17 protein-coding genes are annotated in these 16,969 nt (G+C 57.7%); 10 read left to right on the forward strand and 7 right to left on the reverse strand.

The window, feature by feature from the left end; translation table 11 throughout:
• The first annotated feature begins 406 nt into the window (after positions 1–406).
• The 4 genes from ACT01B_RS11285 (at position 407) to ACT01B_RS11300 (ending at position 3,804) form a co-directional block, all read left to right on the forward strand.
• Positions 407–1,165, forward strand: a complete 759-nt coding sequence (locus ACT01B_RS11285; RefSeq protein ID WP_445143356.1) for an alpha/beta hydrolase — start codon at positions 407–409, stop codon at positions 1,163–1,165.
• A 148-nt stretch (positions 1,166–1,313) separates the two neighbouring features.
• Positions 1,314–1,991 carry a type 1 glutamine amidotransferase domain-containing protein gene (locus ACT01B_RS11290; RefSeq protein ID WP_445143357.1) on the forward strand — a complete coding sequence of 226 codons (678 nt, stop codon included), beginning with the start codon at positions 1,314–1,316 and terminating at the stop codon, positions 1,989–1,991.
• Between the two features lie 34 nt (positions 1,992–2,025).
• Positions 2,026–2,325 (forward strand): putative quinol monooxygenase, encoded by a 300-nt coding sequence (locus ACT01B_RS11295; protein ID WP_445143358.1) that lies wholly within the window; start codon positions 2,026–2,028, stop codon positions 2,323–2,325.
• Positions 2,326–2,913: 588 nt separating this feature from the next.
• Positions 2,914–3,804 (forward strand): helix-turn-helix domain-containing protein, encoded by an 891-nt coding sequence (locus ACT01B_RS11300; protein ID WP_445143359.1) that lies wholly within the window; start codon positions 2,914–2,916, stop codon positions 3,802–3,804.
• Positions 3,805–4,256: 452 nt separating this feature from the next.
• On the opposite strand, the gene ACT01B_RS11305 is transcribed toward ACT01B_RS11300, so the two are convergent.
• A complete protein-coding gene (locus ACT01B_RS11305) occupies positions 4,257–5,729 on the reverse strand; it encodes a mechanosensitive ion channel domain-containing protein (RefSeq protein WP_445143360.1) in 1,473 nt (490 codons plus the stop codon).
• Between the two features lie 99 nt (positions 5,730–5,828).
• Entirely contained in the window at positions 5,829–5,978 is a 150-nt protein-coding gene (locus ACT01B_RS11310; RefSeq protein WP_445143361.1) for a nuclear transport factor 2 family protein, read from the reverse strand.
• A gap of 473 nt (positions 5,979–6,451) precedes the next feature.
• Here ACT01B_RS11310 and ACT01B_RS11315 point away from each other — a divergent pair, with 473 nt between their 5' ends.
• Together ACT01B_RS11315 and ACT01B_RS11320 are read left to right on the forward strand one after the other, a co-directional pair.
• Complete coding sequence (locus ACT01B_RS11315) at positions 6,452–6,790, forward strand: hypothetical protein (protein WP_445143362.1); 339 nt, start codon at positions 6,452–6,454, stop codon at positions 6,788–6,790.
• Between the two features lie 515 nt (positions 6,791–7,305).
• A complete protein-coding gene (locus tag ACT01B_RS11320) occupies positions 7,306–7,518 on the forward strand; it encodes a hypothetical protein (protein ID WP_445147468.1) in 213 nt (70 codons plus the stop codon).
• Positions 7,519–7,526: 8 nt separating this feature from the next.
• On the opposite strand, the gene ACT01B_RS11325 is transcribed toward ACT01B_RS11320, so the two are convergent.
• The gene (locus ACT01B_RS11325; RefSeq protein WP_445143363.1) at positions 7,527–7,844 is read right to left on the reverse strand and encodes a helix-turn-helix domain-containing protein; all 318 of its coding nucleotides are present in this window, start codon (positions 7,842–7,844) and stop codon (positions 7,527–7,529) included.
• A 117-nt stretch (positions 7,845–7,961) separates the two neighbouring features.
• On the opposite strand from ACT01B_RS11325, the gene ACT01B_RS11330 reads away from it, so the two are divergent.
• The gene (locus ACT01B_RS11330) at positions 7,962–8,318 is read left to right on the forward strand and encodes a hypothetical protein (protein WP_445143364.1); all 357 of its coding nucleotides are present in this window, start codon (positions 7,962–7,964) and stop codon (positions 8,316–8,318) included.
• A 165-nt stretch (positions 8,319–8,483) separates the two neighbouring features.
• Here ACT01B_RS11330 and ACT01B_RS11335 read toward each other — a convergent pair whose 3' ends face one another.
• The 4 genes from ACT01B_RS11335 to ACT01B_RS11350 all read right to left on the reverse strand — a co-directional run bounded on the left by ACT01B_RS11335 (position 8,484) and on the right by ACT01B_RS11350 (position 14,079).
• The gene (locus ACT01B_RS11335; protein WP_445143365.1) at positions 8,484–10,346 is read right to left on the reverse strand and encodes a hypothetical protein; all 1,863 of its coding nucleotides are present in this window, start codon (positions 10,344–10,346) and stop codon (positions 8,484–8,486) included.
• Positions 10,347–10,430: 84 nt separating this feature from the next.
• Positions 10,431–11,375, reverse strand: a complete 945-nt coding sequence (locus tag ACT01B_RS11340; RefSeq protein ID WP_445143366.1) for an AAA family ATPase — start codon at positions 11,373–11,375, stop codon at positions 10,431–10,433.
• Positions 11,372–13,408 carry a hypothetical protein gene (locus tag ACT01B_RS11345; protein WP_445143367.1) on the reverse strand — a complete coding sequence of 679 codons (2,037 nt, stop codon included), beginning with the start codon at positions 13,406–13,408 and terminating at the stop codon, positions 11,372–11,374. Before ACT01B_RS11345 ends, ACT01B_RS11340 begins: the two co-directional genes overlap by 4 nt.
• Positions 13,405–14,079 (reverse strand): hypothetical protein, encoded by a 675-nt coding sequence (locus ACT01B_RS11350; RefSeq protein WP_445143368.1) that lies wholly within the window; start codon positions 14,077–14,079, stop codon positions 13,405–13,407. Before ACT01B_RS11350 ends, ACT01B_RS11345 begins: the two co-directional genes overlap by 4 nt.
• 347 nt (positions 14,080–14,426) lie before the next feature.
• On the opposite strand from ACT01B_RS11350, the gene ACT01B_RS11355 reads away from it, so the two are divergent.
• The 3 genes from ACT01B_RS11355 (at position 14,427) to mazF (ending at position 16,353) form a co-directional block, all read left to right on the forward strand.
• A complete protein-coding gene (locus ACT01B_RS11355; protein WP_445143369.1) occupies positions 14,427–15,500 on the forward strand; it encodes a hypothetical protein in 1,074 nt (357 codons plus the stop codon).
• A gap of 158 nt (positions 15,501–15,658) precedes the next feature.
• Positions 15,659–16,021 carry an AbrB/MazE/SpoVT family DNA-binding domain-containing protein gene (locus tag ACT01B_RS11360; RefSeq protein ID WP_445143370.1) on the forward strand — a complete coding sequence of 121 codons (363 nt, stop codon included), beginning with the start codon at positions 15,659–15,661 and terminating at the stop codon, positions 16,019–16,021.
• The gene (mazF, locus tag ACT01B_RS11365; protein ID WP_445143371.1) at positions 16,021–16,353 is read left to right on the forward strand and encodes an endoribonuclease MazF; all 333 of its coding nucleotides are present in this window, start codon (positions 16,021–16,023) and stop codon (positions 16,351–16,353) included. The genes ACT01B_RS11360 and mazF overlap by 1 nt, the downstream gene beginning before the upstream one ends.
• The last annotated feature ends 616 nt before the right edge of the window (positions 16,354–16,969 follow it).

Genomic DNA, 16,969 nt, shown 5'->3' on the forward strand with positions numbered 1-16,969 from the left:
CCGAGCGTTGCGTGAACGGTTCCGGGGCGAGCGGTGCCTTTTTGGCAGACGTTGAGTGCATATCCTGCAAAAACAGACTGGGGGTGCAAGTCAACACGCCACTACTCTCTGACAATGGCGTCCAGCTGCGCAGCCCCGCGGCGCATGCGGCGTCTCTGAGAACGGAAGGCCCGGAATTGATCGATCTGGCGATGGGCCCCTTCCCGCTCAGGACACAATGGCAAGACGGGCCACACTTCGCCGCGGCATCGAGCATCGTGGCGCTGATGGCAGCCGCCAGCACCTCGGAATGCAGGTCTGTCTCACAAGGGACATTTCCCGGCAGTTCAACCGTCAGGGAGGTCCAGATAGCCAGGACTCGGTACCCGTGCCGACGTACGGCACTCCCACAGAGAAGGAATGCACCATGAAAATGTCACTGACCCTGCTTTCCCTCGCGCTGGCCGCAGTTGCGGGAAACGCGCTCGCAACGCCGCCTGGCCCCGTCAAGAGCGTGGTCCTCGTCCATGGAGCCTTTGCTGATGGCTCCGGCTGGGCCGATGTTACGAAAATACTCGAGAAAGATGGATACACCGTGTCGGTCGTGCAACAACCGGAAACATCTTTCGGCGAAGACGTCAAAGCCACCCAGAGAGCCATCGATAGTTTCGATGGGCCGGTTGTGCTGGTCGGTCACAGTTACGGTGGATCGATCATTACCGAGGCAGGCAACGACCCGAAGGTCGCAGCACTGGTGTACATCGCGGCATTTCTGCCGGACAAAGGCGAGACGACGTTGAACCTGATTGACAAGATGCCGCCCGCGTCAAAGGGCATCAAGAAGACGCCGGACGGCTATTTGTATCTGGACCCGGCGGTGTTTGCGGCCGATTTCGCCGCGGAGCTTCCCAAGGAGCAAGCTCACTTCATGGCTCAATCCCAAGTCCTCACGGCGGCAGAAGCCTTCGGCACCCCGATCACCACGCCAGCGTGGCGGAATAAGCCCAGTTGGGCCATGGTTGCTGGTAGCGATCGGTCTATCAATCCTGACCTTGAGCGCTGGATGTACAAGCGTGCCAACAGCCACGTGACCGAGGTGAAGGGGGCCAATCACGCGGTTTACATGTCTCATCCTAAGGAAGTCGCACAACTCATTGAACAGGCCTCTAAGGGCGTCAAACCGTAGCCCCTTGGCATTCGCCCGCACTAACGCGGGCGGATGCACGCAACGCGAGATCGGCGCTAGGGACGGGCGACATCGTGGGACGCGCGGTCATGACGTTTTGATCCCAGCCTTCCTGTCCTCCCTCTACGACTTCAATGGAGCTAAAACCATGCGCGTGAAGCACGTTCTCTGCATCGCCACCAACACCGCGGTCATCGGTCCCTTCGAGCGCACCACCGGGTTCTTCTTTCCCGAGATCGCCCATCCCTTCGAGGTACTTGAGGAGGCGGGGATCGCCGTGGAATTCGCATCGCCCCTCGGCGGCATCGTTCCCGACGATGGTTACGACCCGAAGGACCACGCACAAAAGACGTTCCGCGATAGCGCGGCTTACCGCCGGCTTCAGCGCAGCCGCAAGCTCTCCGAGGTCGATGTGCTCGACTACGACGCCATCTTCTTCCCCGGCGGCCTTGGCCCGATGGAAGACATCTCGAAGGACCGCTACGTGAAGCAGGCCGTGCTCCGCGCCTGGAACGGCGGCAAGATCGTCTCCGCCGTGTGCCACGGCCCGGTGGCCTTCCTGGGCGTCCGCCTCGACGATGGCACGCCCTTCGTCAAAGGCCACAAACTCACCTCGTTCTCCAAGGCGGAGGAAGATGGTTACGCTGCACGGGATGTCTCGTTCGACCTCGAAGGTGTGCTTCGTGAAGCGGGCGCTGACTTCTCCTGCGTGGATCCCTGGAAGCCGTACCACGTCGTGGATGGGCGCCTGATCACCGGTCAGAATCCGGCTTCGGGGACGGCCGTAGGCAAGGCGATCGTCGAGGCACTGGCCAACGTCGACTAACCTCTCAGCCCCATGTACTGAAGGAGCACCCGGCATGGCTTCGAAACAAGTGAAAGTGATGGCTATCCTGACCGCGAAAGACGGCCAGGAACGCGAACTGGAAGCGCTACTCCGAGGCATGACCAAGCCCTCCCGCGGGGAGCCTGGAAATGTCCACTACAACGTCTGGCGAGCCCGCGAGAAACCCGGTGATTTCGTCATCGACGAGATGTACGTCGATGCGGACGCCGCGGCGGCCCACCGGGCGAGCCCGCACTACCAGCACTACCTGACACGCATTAACGACCTGGCGACGCGTAACGCCATCGCGCTTGAAGCGGTGGACGCTATCTGACGGATCAGGTTACCGAGCCAACCCAACGCAAGAACCATGTGCCATCAAGCCATGTGGGTGCCGATGTCGTGGACGGCCGCGCCTCGGCACGCCGTTCCACCGTGGCGAGTAAATCATTCTCCGCGCTGACGATGTCGCATGAGGCGTGTGCTGTGCATCGCGCGGTCCGCGAGGCATTTCTCCGGGTACGACCTCCTGTTCCAGGCTCTGGGCTATCAGTAGTTCGAGCCGGTGTTCGTCATTGACGAAGGCAGCCTCATGCAAAAGGGCAATCCACTGGGCAAGCCGTGACTTCATTGATGCTTAAGATGAAACGGCGTGTCGCTTGACGGCCAAAAGGATCCCGATAGATCAAGGGGATCGTTGCGGGCGAGAGAAGGTAGTACAGGGCGCCCCGAACATCCCGATTATCCTGCGCCGCTTGCAGCTCGCAATCAATATGACGTTTAGTGCATATCTTGAGCGCCTTCAAGGGGTTTGGTTTTCCCTAAGGGAGGGGTACTCTGTAAAAAAGTGCACCCAAGGAGACCACCTGGCCTCGGCGCTTGCAATGCGGCTCTTTAACTCGGCCGCCCCGCGGAGACAGTTATGAAACTGGATGACCGGGGAAACGGAAGATTCGCAGTGGGCTCCCGAATGCTCAATTCGGTTGACTTCCCGAGTCTTCATGTCGAGCACTGGCATCTGGAGCCTGGTCGCATCGGCCCAAGAGTGTACGAGCTCAACGAAGTCCATTTCGTAACATCGGGCCGTTCCTTTGCGACACGCATCAGAAGTATTGGCACGCAAAAGGCCTTCATTCAGCCTGGAGTAGCCTGCATCGGTCCCGTGGGGGTGTCCGAGATCGGCGCCACGGTCAACGCACCCATCGACATACTTAGTATCTACCTGCCTCAATCTTTGATAGACCGTAGCGCATTGACGGACTACGACGTTGACCCTGCAAAAATCGAGCTAGTCTATGCCGGAGGGTTGCGAGACCCTATGCTCTACCAGATCGCTGTGGCCCTTGGCGAATCAATGGAGCGCGGATTTTCGCCAGCGGATCGCCTGTTTGTGGATGGCATGCAGGCGGCGCTTGCGGGCCACCTACTCGGCAACTATTCCATTGATCGATGGCACCCACCGTCGACAGCCCCTGACCTTGATCCGAAGAAGCTCAAGCGCGTACTTGACCTAATTGAAATACGTTTCACCGAGCAACTGCCGCTCTGCGATCTTGCGGCGGAAGCTTGCCTGAGCGAGTTTCATTTTTCGCGGCTATTTCATTTAGCCACGGGACTCTCGCCTCACCGTTACGTCACCCGACGGCGCGTGCAAGCAGCGGAAAGATTGTTGGCCCATACCCGTGCCTCGCTGCTGCAAATAGCACTGGAAACGGGATTTGGCTCTCAAGCCAACTTCATTCGTGCCTTCCGCAAATCCACGGGCCTCACTCCGGGCCAGTATCGAGCAATACAATTCCACTGGACCTCATGATGAGCCATCCCCACTCTCCGCAAAAACCGCAACGTCCTTCGCAGAACTTGGCATGTCCCAAGCCTTGAGGTACATCAGCTAGAACCAACGCTTTGCCTATTCGAGACCCCCGGGCGACTCTAGCGACCAAGGCCGTTACCACCATCGGACCGACACTGCCCAACTGCTGAAGTCGCCCGGCATCAAGATCGGCACGCGCTATCTCTGCGATCTCGCCATCCAACTCGAAGATGCGTGTGTCGAGCGTATGAAGATCACGCCATAGATCCTCGAGCAGCTGCCCAAAGCGCAGAGTCAAATCACGCTTTGTCTCCAGTCGAATGCGCTCAATGTCTGGCTGATGGCCAGCTATGACGATGTCGCGACTTCTAGCGATCTTGGAGCGTGGATTGACCAGGGTGAACACCACTCGTGGTATCTGTTCGAATCTGGTCGTGGCCAATGATTAAAAACTATCTGCGAACGATCCCATGTAGCCGACGCAAGCCTTCCATCAATCGCTGGAAGACCCCTCCTCTCTCAGTCTCTTGTGACGGGATCTCTCTAAGAATCTCGGCCTCTCGCGCCTGACACTCGAGTAGGTCGCTAAGCATTTCCTTCGCGAGCTCCGGAAACTGCCGAAGAAGTGGAGTGATCGCATCCTTATTAAGGCGAAAGACCGATACATTGCTCAGTGCCCGGAGCTTAATTCCGTTGCTGACGCCAGTAAGAACGCCCGACCGGCCTACCGCATCTCCGGGCGCCAGTCTTTGGAGCTCGATGTCTTTGCCGTCATGTGGAGCCAGCAAGATGGCAACCCCTTCTGCCACGATGCAGAGGGCCCTATGCTCGTCGGGGCAATCGGGTTTAACGTTATAGATCAACTCACCTGCCGAAAACCTCTGACTTACCGATGCGCTAGCTAACTGGGCTATTTGCGCGTCATTTAAGCACTTGAACATGTCGATATTGCGGAGAAGTCGCTCCACCCCTTCCCTGGACCCACCCTCTGGCTGCTCCCGCCCCAAATAAATGCCGCGCGCATTCAATTGTAAGTGCGCCTGATCGATAATCTCATTTTGGGTGCCATTTTGTTTGTCGGCCGACGCGACATAGGCGAGGATCTCGTACTCGATGAAATTCCGATGTATCACCAAGGCGGTAATCGATGGTTTGGGATCCGCTAATACGTCGGCAGTACCACTAATCGCATCTTCAAGGCCGGAGATCACCAGTGCGGGCCGAATGGTCGGCGATATGCGAACCCGCACAGTAATGCCGTGGAGCTGCGGTGGTCGACTCAAGTTGACGATGCTGGCCTTGGCAGCTGCGCTATTCGGGACCAGCACAAAATTTCCACGATTATTCAGTAAAGTCGTAGCTCGCCAGGTTCTCTCGACGACATCTCCTTGGATGTCGCCGATCGCCACAGTGTCGCCCACGTGAAATGGCTGAGTGGCGTTGAGCACCAAGCCAGAAAACACATCGCTGAGCGTACTCTGGACGGCAAGGCCAAGGATGATCGCCATTGCACCCGATGTCGCAAGCAACCCGCCAAGCGGAAGTTCCAGGACATACGACACGGCAGCGACAGCTGCAGCTAGAAAAACGATCGCGCGAAATATGTCCTGAAACAGTCGCTCTCGACGCAACTCTGAAGGAAGAGCGATCCTTCCAAGGATCGTGGCCGAGATCTGCGCAGCTTGTAGCCACCAGAGAAATCCTAGTCCCTGCGCAAGTAGATGACGTATGGGTTGGTCTGCCCAAGGCGCCACATGAAACGGACTAATCTGTATGGTCCACAACACATAGCTGAGTATCAGGAAAAGCGAAGATCGAATTCCAAAGCGAGCCCATTCACGATCGAGCGTTAAAAAGCGCCATGCGAGGAAGTCTAAGAGGAAGACTCCAAAGCCGAACAGCATTCCGCGGTCAGTGGGATTCATGGCAGCCTAGATCTAGAAAGATTAGCTTGCGCCGTCGCCTCCCGTCACCGCTCTGACACCCGACGATTCCGCCAGGTATTTTGCGACCTTAAAGGGGCTCTAGCGGGAGGCAACCAACAGCATGTATACGTCGGCCGAGCGGGAGCGAAACGCACCCGCCGTCACGTCTTCAACTCGGGCATTGGGATGAAAGACATCTCGGAGACCTTCGGCATTCCATTCGTCGATGCGTCTGACATACTTTCGCATGAGGTCGTGCAAGGCCTAGTGGCTGCTCATGACTGTGCCACTCCCTCGGGTAGCTTCCCGATGATGCTGTAGCGAGCTGGCCAGATACCGCCAAGCGTAGCGCTGGTTTGTGGGCTAAACCATTGGCCAGAGCGTATAGGTCATCGTCGACGACGCGCTAACATAAGTGACTCGTCGGGGGAGTTACGATGAGTTCCTATCTCCGCGGAGGTCCGGACGGCAACGGTTGGATGTTGCAGGAGACGACGGCGCGACTATCCGGAGCCGTCAAGGTGATAGCAACTGCGATGTCAGCGCCGCCTGTTGCGTGATTGCCTTGAGTATCGGAGGCGAGGACGGCGCGGGTATGGCGGCGCCATCTTGTTCCCCGCTTCTTGGCGGGCGCACAGTGTACCCACGATAACGGGCCCTAATCGCTATTGCGATTGGGGCTGCTTATCCCGACTACGGCACGTCTCCGCTACGCTTGGCCGATGCCTTCGCCTGACCTCACGCTGCTGCTCGCCCTTTTGCGGGTTTTGGATCCAGCCACGCTGGACGCGAGCGCCGCTGCCTCAGTGCGTGAGTTCCTGGTCGAGGCCGCCTCGGCCGACACCACGCGTAGTTACGCCAGTGCCCTGCGCTACCGGGCGCCCTGGTTCAAGGGTCGCTACCGGGCGCCGTTCACCTCGCCGGTCAGCGAAGCGGTGGTGATGCAATCTGCGGTGGATTGTTGGGCTGGCCGTGGCAAGACGGGACTCACTTGGGAGCTGCTGTCCGCACCGGACGCCACCCTGGTGGACGGCGGCTATAAACAGAAGCTGGGTGCGTAATAGCTCGCCACAATGGTCCATCGTATCGCCGAACTGTCCAAGGTCCATCAAGCGCGCCAGCTGACGAATCCGTGCGAGGATTCTGACGTGCGCCAGTTGCTCGCGCGTGCGCGTCGCGCGGCCACCAAACACGGTGATCGGCCCGCGAAGAGGACGGAGATCACGCGCACAAAACTGGAAGTCCCGTTGGCCTCTTGCGGCGACACGCTGGAAGGACGGCGTGACCGCGCTCTGCTTTGTTTTGCGTTCGCCAGCGGCAGCCGTCGAAGTGCACTGGCCGCGGCAGACCTCGCCGATTTGAAGGCCCTTGGTCCGGGGATACGTGTAACACCTGCCGCAAAACCCGCTAATCCGGGCCGCAAACCGGCGATGCGCCGGACAAGCCGCCGCTAGGCAGTGCCGGTGCCGCAATCGCGGCGTGGCTGGCCACCATCGGCCTGACCGAGGGCGCGATATTCCGGCGACTATGGAAGAACCATCTCGGCGGCCCGCTCTCTCCAGCCGCCGTCGAGGCGATCGTCAAGCGCCGCGCGCAGCGCGCCGGCTTAACAGGGGACTTTGCCGGTCATCGTCTCCGCTGCGGCTTTTTCACCGAAGGCGCGCGCCAGGGCATCTCCTTGCCCGCGTGGATGACCATTACTGAGCATCGAGCGGTCGCCAGCGTGATGGGGTATTTCCTGACGGGCGGCACGACGAACAATCCGGCCGCCCACGTGCTGGATGACTAAGCGCGCGCTTACGCCTTTTCGATCTCCTTCAACAGGCGTTCTTTCTCCGCTGATGAGAGCTGATCAAAGGCCAGGATGAGGCGCGCGAGTCGGTCGTCGTCGGCAAACAGATAAGCCGTCGGCACCCCAAGGGCCTCCGCCAGGCGGGCCACCGTAGTCATGTCCGGCTCGTGGACGCCCTGCTCGTAGCGATTGATGCGCGTACTGGCCACAAATTGGTCCAGCCCGGCCCGCAGACCTAGCTCTTTTTGTGAAAGCTGGCTCGCTTCTCGCGCCTCCTTCAGGCGGCGCCGGAAGACCACGCGAAGATCCAGACGTCGAGGCATGTCACAAATCCACATAGGACAGGCCTACGAGATTCGTAACTTCCACTTGCCCTGGATACTACGAGTTCCGTAGTATTCAGGGCAAGTCTTGGCCTCGAGCTCACGGAAGCTCACCGCATGCCAGTTCAACTCCTCCTTGATGACGATGGCGGCATTCCCATCCCCCTGGACGACTGCACCCAGGAAGCGTGGATGCTCCAGTTTGAGCGCGCTTGTCAGTCCGGAGCGGTGGATGGATTCCGCGAGCGACTAGCCCACTGCTTTGCAACGAGCCTCGTCGAGTGCCTAGATGCGGACCTCAAGCCTCCCACTGAGGCACAGCTTAAGTACGCCACCGCCATTGCTCGCGAGCTCGGGATTGCCCTGCCCTCCGAAACACTCCGATTTCGCGGCCCCATGGCCGAATTCATCGATCGCTTCGCAGACGCGATGAAACAGAAGCGACGAAGTTACTTAAGGCAAGAGACACCTTGACATCAACCGGCCACGCGCGGCTGGCTAGTTGATCATCTTCCTGCTACGCAACGGAGACAAATAGCTCAGGCAACCATGGGCTGTGTCAAGCTTGAGAGGAACCGCCCTCTCGCGAACGGCCCATGAAAGGGAGCACGTCAAACTGGCACCCGTAAAGCTAGAGCGTTATCCGTCGCCCGCCGAACGCGCTCGCGCGATCGATCCGACGCCAGCCCCCCGAGACTGGCGAAAAAGCTCCGCTGCTTTAGCGCGTGAATCAATGGCACTATCGACACAGCGGAATGAATGCGATCCTTTTGGGACGATATTGAGCATTGCGAAGAAGGCGCGCGGAGTGCAATCGCGCCCCCAGCTTTTCAATTCGATGCGCGGATTTTTATGGCTAAGGTAGTCCAGCGCGCGTTCTTGCCACGTGTCCTCCATGTTCCACTGCTCGATCTGGCCAGTCTTTCGATTAAAGACGGGAACCGATCGCAGCCGCTGTCGTACGACGTTTTGATACGGCTCTAATCCTGGGCAACGTGTGGTTGCCATCAGATGAGAGGCATCAATTCGAAGAAACGTCCACCCTGAATTCTCGGCATCAAAATCAAGCGACTGCCTCGATATGGAGTAGCTGCTTAGCCGCCAACCCTCCCAGATCGACAGCATCTCCAGCGCAGCCAAATCGTCACCGCTGTCTTCTTGATGCTTCACGCATTCCATAGCAACCATGATGCAAGCGTGGAGATCGCTTCGCGCAAGGGCGTAGAACAGAAGATCGGTGCCTGCACCGACGTGGGTTTTACCATCGCGCTCAAAGTAGCAATCCGAAAAGGCTGACATCCAGAGGGAGAATGCACTGCCCCGGCGACGCCAAAGCCAAAAACCAAGTGCCACCGGACAACAACGCAACATCGCGGGAGTTAGGTCATGCTCATCGCCCCCAGCAAGGCGGGCAACAAGAGGCGCCGCGTCGAGGCATTCGCGATGCCGGCCTTGAATCGACAACATGAACTTTGCCGCGACGCGTCGCAGGGCCTGAAGGTACCGATCTTCCAACTCGATATCGGGTGCCTCCACCGGCACCTCGTCGTAGTCCTCATCCGGCTGGTCCGCCGAATCACACACCTTCGTCACCCAATGCTCAACGTCTATTCCTTGCCGCATGGCCCCCGAAAGCGACGTTGCCAAAGGATCAATTCGCGTGATTGAGACCGCGGCCTTGCCACAGATCGGGTTTTGCATCCAAACAGGGACGGACCGCGATGAACGCCGAAAACCGTCAATAAATAGCGCGCGCACACGAAGGTGGGAGAGTGGGTTATCTTCGTTCGCCCAGCCCCCTCCCTGGCACCCGTTTTGTTTCAGTTGAAGGTCTGAATTAATGGGGCGAAGCCATGCTAGTACACTCTCAATGACCGTCGCAGCCTTCTTCCGAAGCGAAAGTGGAATGGCCACCTTTACGAGGCCTTTGTCCAGAAAGCAGTGTCCGCACCTGACGCAGCTAAAGGCGCGATGCTGTTCGGAATGAAAATCGAGCGCATGCCCGCATGCTCCACACGTGGACCGAAGCGGAACGTTATGCAACGGACAACGCTCCACTACCAAGTGCTGATGGATTCGAAGATGGATGCCCATCGATATGCAATGCTCGCAGACACGCAACCGCTGTGAGCGCCATTTTTCAGGAACTTCTAAGTCCATGGCCGCGGCATAGGCTTTGACGGCCTCGGCCGTACTTATTCCTTGAATGGTCGGAAGTTTCTCGGGACTCTCAAGATAGCGAGCCCAATCTGCGTGGCGGTAATGGATCCACTTCGGGGCGGCAAGCCCGACGCGCGGCAAGCGACAGCCTCGCACCAGCGCCGCTGGAGAAATGCCTACAAACCAAGCAAACTTGTTCCAAAGCGCGTATAGCGACTCACCTTCAAGGAGGGCGTCGTCGCGCCAGGGCACAAAGGCTCTAATTTGACGTTCCATCGTTTGGTCACCGTGTATTGGTTTGAAGACATCAGTGGCGAGGTAGATGCCAACGAACGTCGGCACAAGCGAGCCAAGGCAGTCTTAGCCAGCCGATCTACCGAGACGTCGCCCCGAGACGGGGCCGACGGACAATAAGCCGGGGTGTCTTTAGATTCCGTCCAACGCGGCACCGAGCGCCTTGGAGATATCGTTCGGACTGAACGTCATCCCGGGTCCATCGTTATCTGCACGTGCCATACAAAGATGGGCGAAGAAGGACGAGATCACCTGCATCGGAAGCCCTTTCTTAAGGATCACGGGCGGGACTATCTCTCGGATCTTCTCCCAACACAGTGGCGCCACCGATACAAAGCGAAAGCCGCTGTCGAAAGCCCTCGGAAATAGAAATCTCGCATACGTCCATCCAGATCCTTCCGGGTATTCGGAGAGCCGATCGATCGCGTCACAGACCACGGTGAAATCGCGCTCCTTTCTGACCCCCCTGAATTCCAGCAGAACCTTCATGAAGCGCTCGCACAGGTCAGAACGCCCATGCGTCTTTAAATCATTCTTTCGACCCTGGAGTTCACGTTGTCCAAAAAGGATCGTAGTGACTCTAACTCCCGCCTCGGAGACTTCATTGACGACAGCCTTGAGCCAGGCGAATTCCTTGTTCGACAGCTCTTGGGCCTCATCGATAATGATGAATATTCTTCTTAAATCGCCCGAAAGGGCGATCAACGCATGTTTCACTTGATCACGTTTATCAGCCAAGTCACGCGCTATCTTGTGCGAGAACCCGATGGCTCGAAGGATGGTGATTAAAAGGCGGCCCTCTGCCTGCTGCTGATCTTCCACCGCTTGAAAGTGGACAATCCCGGCGCCGGTAAAATCCCTCTCGAGGACCTTCTTAATGGCGCGAATGCAGTACGATTTCCCCGTTACCGGATCCGCCCACCACGCAATCGATCCTCGGGCTTTGCGCGATAGCCGTGTAATTCGCGCGGACGCGTCCCTAACAGGTCGTGTCGGCAGGATCGCCGATTCCGTGATGACAGGATGTTCAAGCCAACGGCGCTCCCGCTCGGCTAGCAAAAGCTCGATGTCACTCATCTGATTGCTTCCTCAAACGCGGTGAGCCCCTCGTAGTCGAGAAGGTCATCTTCTTCGGCTTCGTCGGGAATGGAATGTCCATCTGGAATTTGCGCGCCTCCGCGCTTTGCACGATCGATTTGCCGTGAATCTGCTTCGCCGTCGCAGGGAGGCGAGTCATCAATCGCGGGCGCAGTGGAGACAGTGCGTTGCCGCGTCGTCTGTTCTTCGGCGGCGATTCTAATATCCTTGCGAAAAGTCGATGGAGTCGCCCGAGAAGCGATGGACTGCTTCAGCGTTTCCAGGAATCTATGGACAGGGTCTTCCATGTAGCCGACCTCAAGGCGACCAGTTTCGACGAGCGCATTGATATGTTTGCGGATGTCGCGCGAGTGTTCTGACTGTGCCCAACGTCCCATAACCTTGGCCTTGTCAACGAACGCCCCGTTCTGCGTGAAGATCAGAATTTCGCGAATCGCGCTGCGCTTGACGTGGCCAAAGACCGGGGTCTCGACCCACCGGAAGTCCTTGGCAACACTGATTGCCGTATAGGACTCTCCTTCAAAGGTGAAGTATGGCCTTCGCCCGCTCCTCTCGTCCCCACGGATTGTGAGAGGAAGGATTGACACATCCAGACTTGCAACGCCCGGTGCAAGACGAGGCAATACGGGAAAGATCACCCCCGTGCCATCCACATCGCGCCACGCGGCCTCCAGGCGCGCGATGGGCTTTGATCCAAAGTTGGACTTGGATACACGACCATTGTGGTCGCGGATGACGCTTTCGACCAGATCCACGACCTGCTGCGCAGTCAATTGCATTTGTTCTGCCGCTTTTTCCGCCGCTTGCCGCATGGGGTCTTGCGTCGACGTTCCGACGGTGGATGGGAGCCGGCGGAACCCGAGACGCTCAAGGCCACCGAAGACGTTCTCGACCGTTGCTCTGCGCTCGAATCGCCGTATCGGGCCGAAGTTGAGGTCGCAACCGACCAGACCGCGGGCTCGTTCACTCACTTCAGTCGCGAGATGGATCAGTGCATTATCGACCAACAGCTGGTTCCAACCGCACCACGCGAATGGCCCGCCCAGCTCACCAGGCAAGCCAATCCCCGATTGCGCTTCGAAACCCTCGCAGAACGTTCTTGGCTCGCCGTTGCCCATTGCGCTGTTCAGCGCATCAAGCACGTCGTCCGCATTCGCTTCCCGCCTAAATATAACCTTATAGCCTAGGATGACCCTCAGCCAACGTTCCACAACGAGGATAATCGTGACTCGTTCAACCGGGAACCAGCGCATTCCTTCTGGCGTGGGGATACCGATGGAGCCTATGAATCCGCATTTATGCTCGTCCATTTCGACGATGTCGAACGGGCGGCATGCCATTAGGCGGCTGTCATGGCCCGTACCCGTATGCGATCGAGCCTTTGCCCGGCTGCCAAACTGGGTCGCGACGATATCGTCGTAGCGGACCCTCAGGAAGTTATGGAGAAACCGGCGAATCGATTCGCGGCCACGCTTGCGCGTGCAAAACGGCCACTCACCGCTCGTCACGCCGCCATTTTCACAAAGTTCAATGAACTTCTGATGGGCAGACTTCTCACGCAGGCGAGCTTCATGGCCTTCTGCGCGCTTGGCACTTTTTAAGAGGTAGGACTCGAAATCGCCAGCGATATCACGGCGGTGCCGCAAGAAGAGCATAAGTGCGCCGCTCAAGCCGCCCCGCTTGTTACGTCCACTGGCAATCAGCGGCTTGTGCCGTTCCGGCGGACGAATACGAAGCCGGGGAATAAGCCCACGCCACCCCAAAAGGTCACCGCTACCGTCTGGTGAGATGCATCTATTGAAGGCGCGCAAGAGCGTTTGTCGGTAGATGCCGTCCTTGTGCCGGCTTTCGTCAAACGAGCGTCCTTCGATGTAATCGATGATGGCTTCACACAGTGAGGAGAATTTCAACTTAGGCAGCTCTGCCCAACTTTCGGTGCTAACCGTCGCCCACTCGCGATAGTTCAGCCAATCTGGTGGTGCGGTGTCACGAGTATGGGTCGACACCGTCATGCCTCTGCACTCCAGACACATGTGTGCATCGACCAAGGGCGCGTATCAAGGTCAGAGCACAGTTCTCGCTTTCGAAGGAGCATTGCGATCGCACCAAAAAAGATGCCGGCATTGTCGTCGCCAAAGTTGGCGTACAGGCTGCGCAGAGTCGCGCGCTCGACCCTGTGGAGCATGACCAAGATTTGGCGCTCGATTGCCGCTGTCCCATGGAGTCGTGCGCGTCGGATGCACGGAATGACCCTGCGCCAGTTCTCCACACGCTGGATGTACTTATTTAGGACGTGCAAATTGACGACGACGATGCCGACATTGGGCGCTATGGGCGCCGCAAATCCTCCGGCGGGGGACGGTGAGTCAAACGCCAGGTCGACTCGAAGCTCGTGCCCATCAAGCGTTGTCACCACTGCAAAGGGCTTAGTAGGCTGCCATGGGAGGCCCTCGGCCTGAACCTCATACCACTGAGGGAGGTAGTTGACCTCGCGGAACGAGGGCTCGCCCTCAAGCAGGTAGAAGGCCTCAAATTGCGGATCACTATTAAGAATGAGGTCCTTACTTTGAAAAGGCGGCCGGACCACCCAAATATTTGTACCCTGTTCCCCACGGGCACGGATCGCCACCATTAACTTGCTTCGCTGTGCTTGAGCCGGCGTTTTCTGTTTATCGCGCGCCATCCGTAACACCTCCTCTTGAAGGGGGTAGCGGTGCGCGTGTTGCGAGCCAGCGACGGGCAGCAACTCCCCTTGACGCCCGTGTCGGGGCGCCCTACGCTTGGCGTGCAATACACGGGACCGCATACCCGTGCCGATAGCCAGTCCCTGACCGGACTGGCTATTTTTTTGTGCGTCGCAGCATTTTGACGATTTAACCCGCAAGTGGGCTTGTGAAACGGTAGTGCAATCGCCGACCATCTGTCTTAGACGGATATATTTTTATCCGTCGCCTACGGGTCTCATTGCATATGGGAAGACTTTCGAAAGGCGGTGCACTGCGAATCGGTCCGATGCTTTGGGCGCGATTTTTGAAGCGCCACTTCGGCTGCAGCCGCATGGCGCCGCTAAATGCGCAGCTGTTGTTCCCCTTGACGCCGTTTGAGGCTTTCGAATTTGGTGAGAACCCGCCACCACTCCCTCTTCGAATTGCTCCGAGAGTCTTCGAGCAAGCCCACAATCTGGGGAGAAATCCCGATGGCGCATTCACGATAGAGATTCATGGCCCAGCTGCAGGCGCTTCCTCTAACGGGGTCCCGCGCTTCAACCTCTATCAAAGGGTTACGCAGCGAGTGCCGGAGTCCAAATACTGGCTGCTGAAAGAGTTCGAGCCATACCTTCGCGTTGAGCCGCCGCCCATTGGTGTTTCAATAGGAATCCTGCAGCAGCTTCTGAAGGAGCTGGGATTAGTCCTAGTCGATGTTAGGGCCATCGCTGCGTGGGAATACATATGCCAAGCGTGGCCTCAGTTAGCAGATTTTTATTTGGTTGACGAACTTATGGAAGGCTCTATCCCGGAGTATCTAATTCTAATCTTCACCCTTTGCCACTTGGCCGTCTGGCATTTAACTCCAAGGGCCGATGATTTGCTGGCACGAAAACTCGTGAAGCTGTGCGCAGACGGGGTCGCGAACTTCGTGAATTCACTCGAAGGCTATGGGTTGAGCATTGACGTGGAGCGTGATCAGATTTTGTTGTCTGGCCTACTAGACGCCAAGGATGCCATTGCTAAACACGGCGCTCGTTCGTTGAGTGCCATCAAGGAAGACGACCTACCCCGTCTCTCGACATATCTAATCTTGGTTCCGGATACGGAAGCAAATCATCGCGCAATCCAGTGCCTAAATGCGGCGGTGCATCTGCAGGGAGGGGGCGAATTTGTTTGGCCGGAAGACCTGCGCGACCGGGCAGCGCAAAGAGAAATTGAATTCGAGAATAGGATTGGCATGAAGCCAAGGGACGCCGCCGAACAACTAACTTCCGCTGCGTTTTTGGTGCCTCAGCTCCTGCGATCCTATGCCGACAAAACGCTAGCTGGTTATGAACCACCCCAAGCGGGCACCCAGAAGCGCGGCCAAATGAGGGTTGGTTCCCTGGGAAAATGAAGATCAAGTGCGGATTCCGGTAATCGGTGAACACCTTTCCGGCAACGACTGAACATGCCGCTGATGTCGAACACTCAGCGCCAGTTTCAGTGGCTTTTCAGCTGCTGCCGGTTGGTCGCAAATAGTCAATTCAGTGGTTGCATGCGGATGTATCGACAATGTTGCTACGTTTGCCTTTCAATGCTAGTATCGACAATGTAGATACCGAATGCCGCACGCTATGGCCCGGCCTATGCGGGACGGAAACTGATGGCGATCTACAGGCAGGAGAACGAATTGTGCAAGTGATCGTGAAGAAATGGGGCAACAGCGCAGCGGTACGCATTCCATCGGCCGTACTGGCCGCTGCGAAATTGCAAGTGGACGCCAAGGTCGATGTGCGAGAGGAAGGCGGACGTATCGTCATCGAGCCGATCGTCCCTTCCGAGATTGACCTAGACGTACTGCTTTCCTGCATCACGCCGGACAATATCCACGGCGAGGTCAGCTTTGGGACGCCGGTCGGCAGGGAAGCGCTCTAGTGGTGCGTTACGTCCCCGAGGCAGGCGACATTGTGTGGTTGCACTTCGACCCGCAGGCAGGGCACGAACAGGCGGGGCACCGCCCGGCCCTCGTGCTCAGCCCGGCGTCCTACAACGGACGCCTTGGGTTGATGCTGTGTTGCCCTATGACCACACAGGTCAAGGACTACCCTTTCGAGGTCACCGTGCCGGGCAAGGTGCCTAGCGTGGTGTTGGCCGATCAAATCAAAAGTCTCGACTGGACCGTGAGAAAGGCCAAACGAAAGGGCATGGTGGAACCGCATGTGCTGGCCGAAGTGAGGGCCAAGGCGCGTGCCCTCATTGGTCACTAAACGGCACGCATTAGCCAAACCGTTTCATCGATCTGAATCCGCCGAACCTCGCCAGGAGGTCATAGTCAAAGATCCGATCTTCGTTCTAGCCTGTCTTCTCCAGTGGGCCGCCCTGGTCGCCTTCTGCCTCCATCCAGAGCAGTGGCGATCCATTATTCCGGCGGCATCGCTTTGACTCTTACGTTGTGCGCTGCTGATCTATTGGGTAGGAGGCTCCGCCGAGGGCGCCTCGTCCGAGAGGCCTATCAGCGCAGGTTATTCGGTACTGGCCGTAAAGCCCATCAAGGCGTTGGTCAAGAGCAGCGCCGCGTTCAACACCAGCGGCATGTTCAGTCGTTGCCGGAACAGATGTTCAGTCCTCCCGGAATCCGCGATCAAGCAAAATCGACGGAGGGATCCGACTGCGACCGCCCTGTCTGGTGGCCTCCCACTAGCCTCACCTTTCTTAAACTACAGCATGGGCCGCCAAGCATTGCTCCCCCACTCGCGCGAAGAAAATTTGAATCAACGACCAAGTAACGAATTCAGTTGCAATAGCGGCCAAGTAACAATTTCAGTCGTTTTGAGAGACAACTGTTTTTGTTATGCAGGTGCCTCACATGCTACGTAACGCATT

It is taken from the genome of Dyella sp. Tek66A03, from assembly GCF_052567735.1.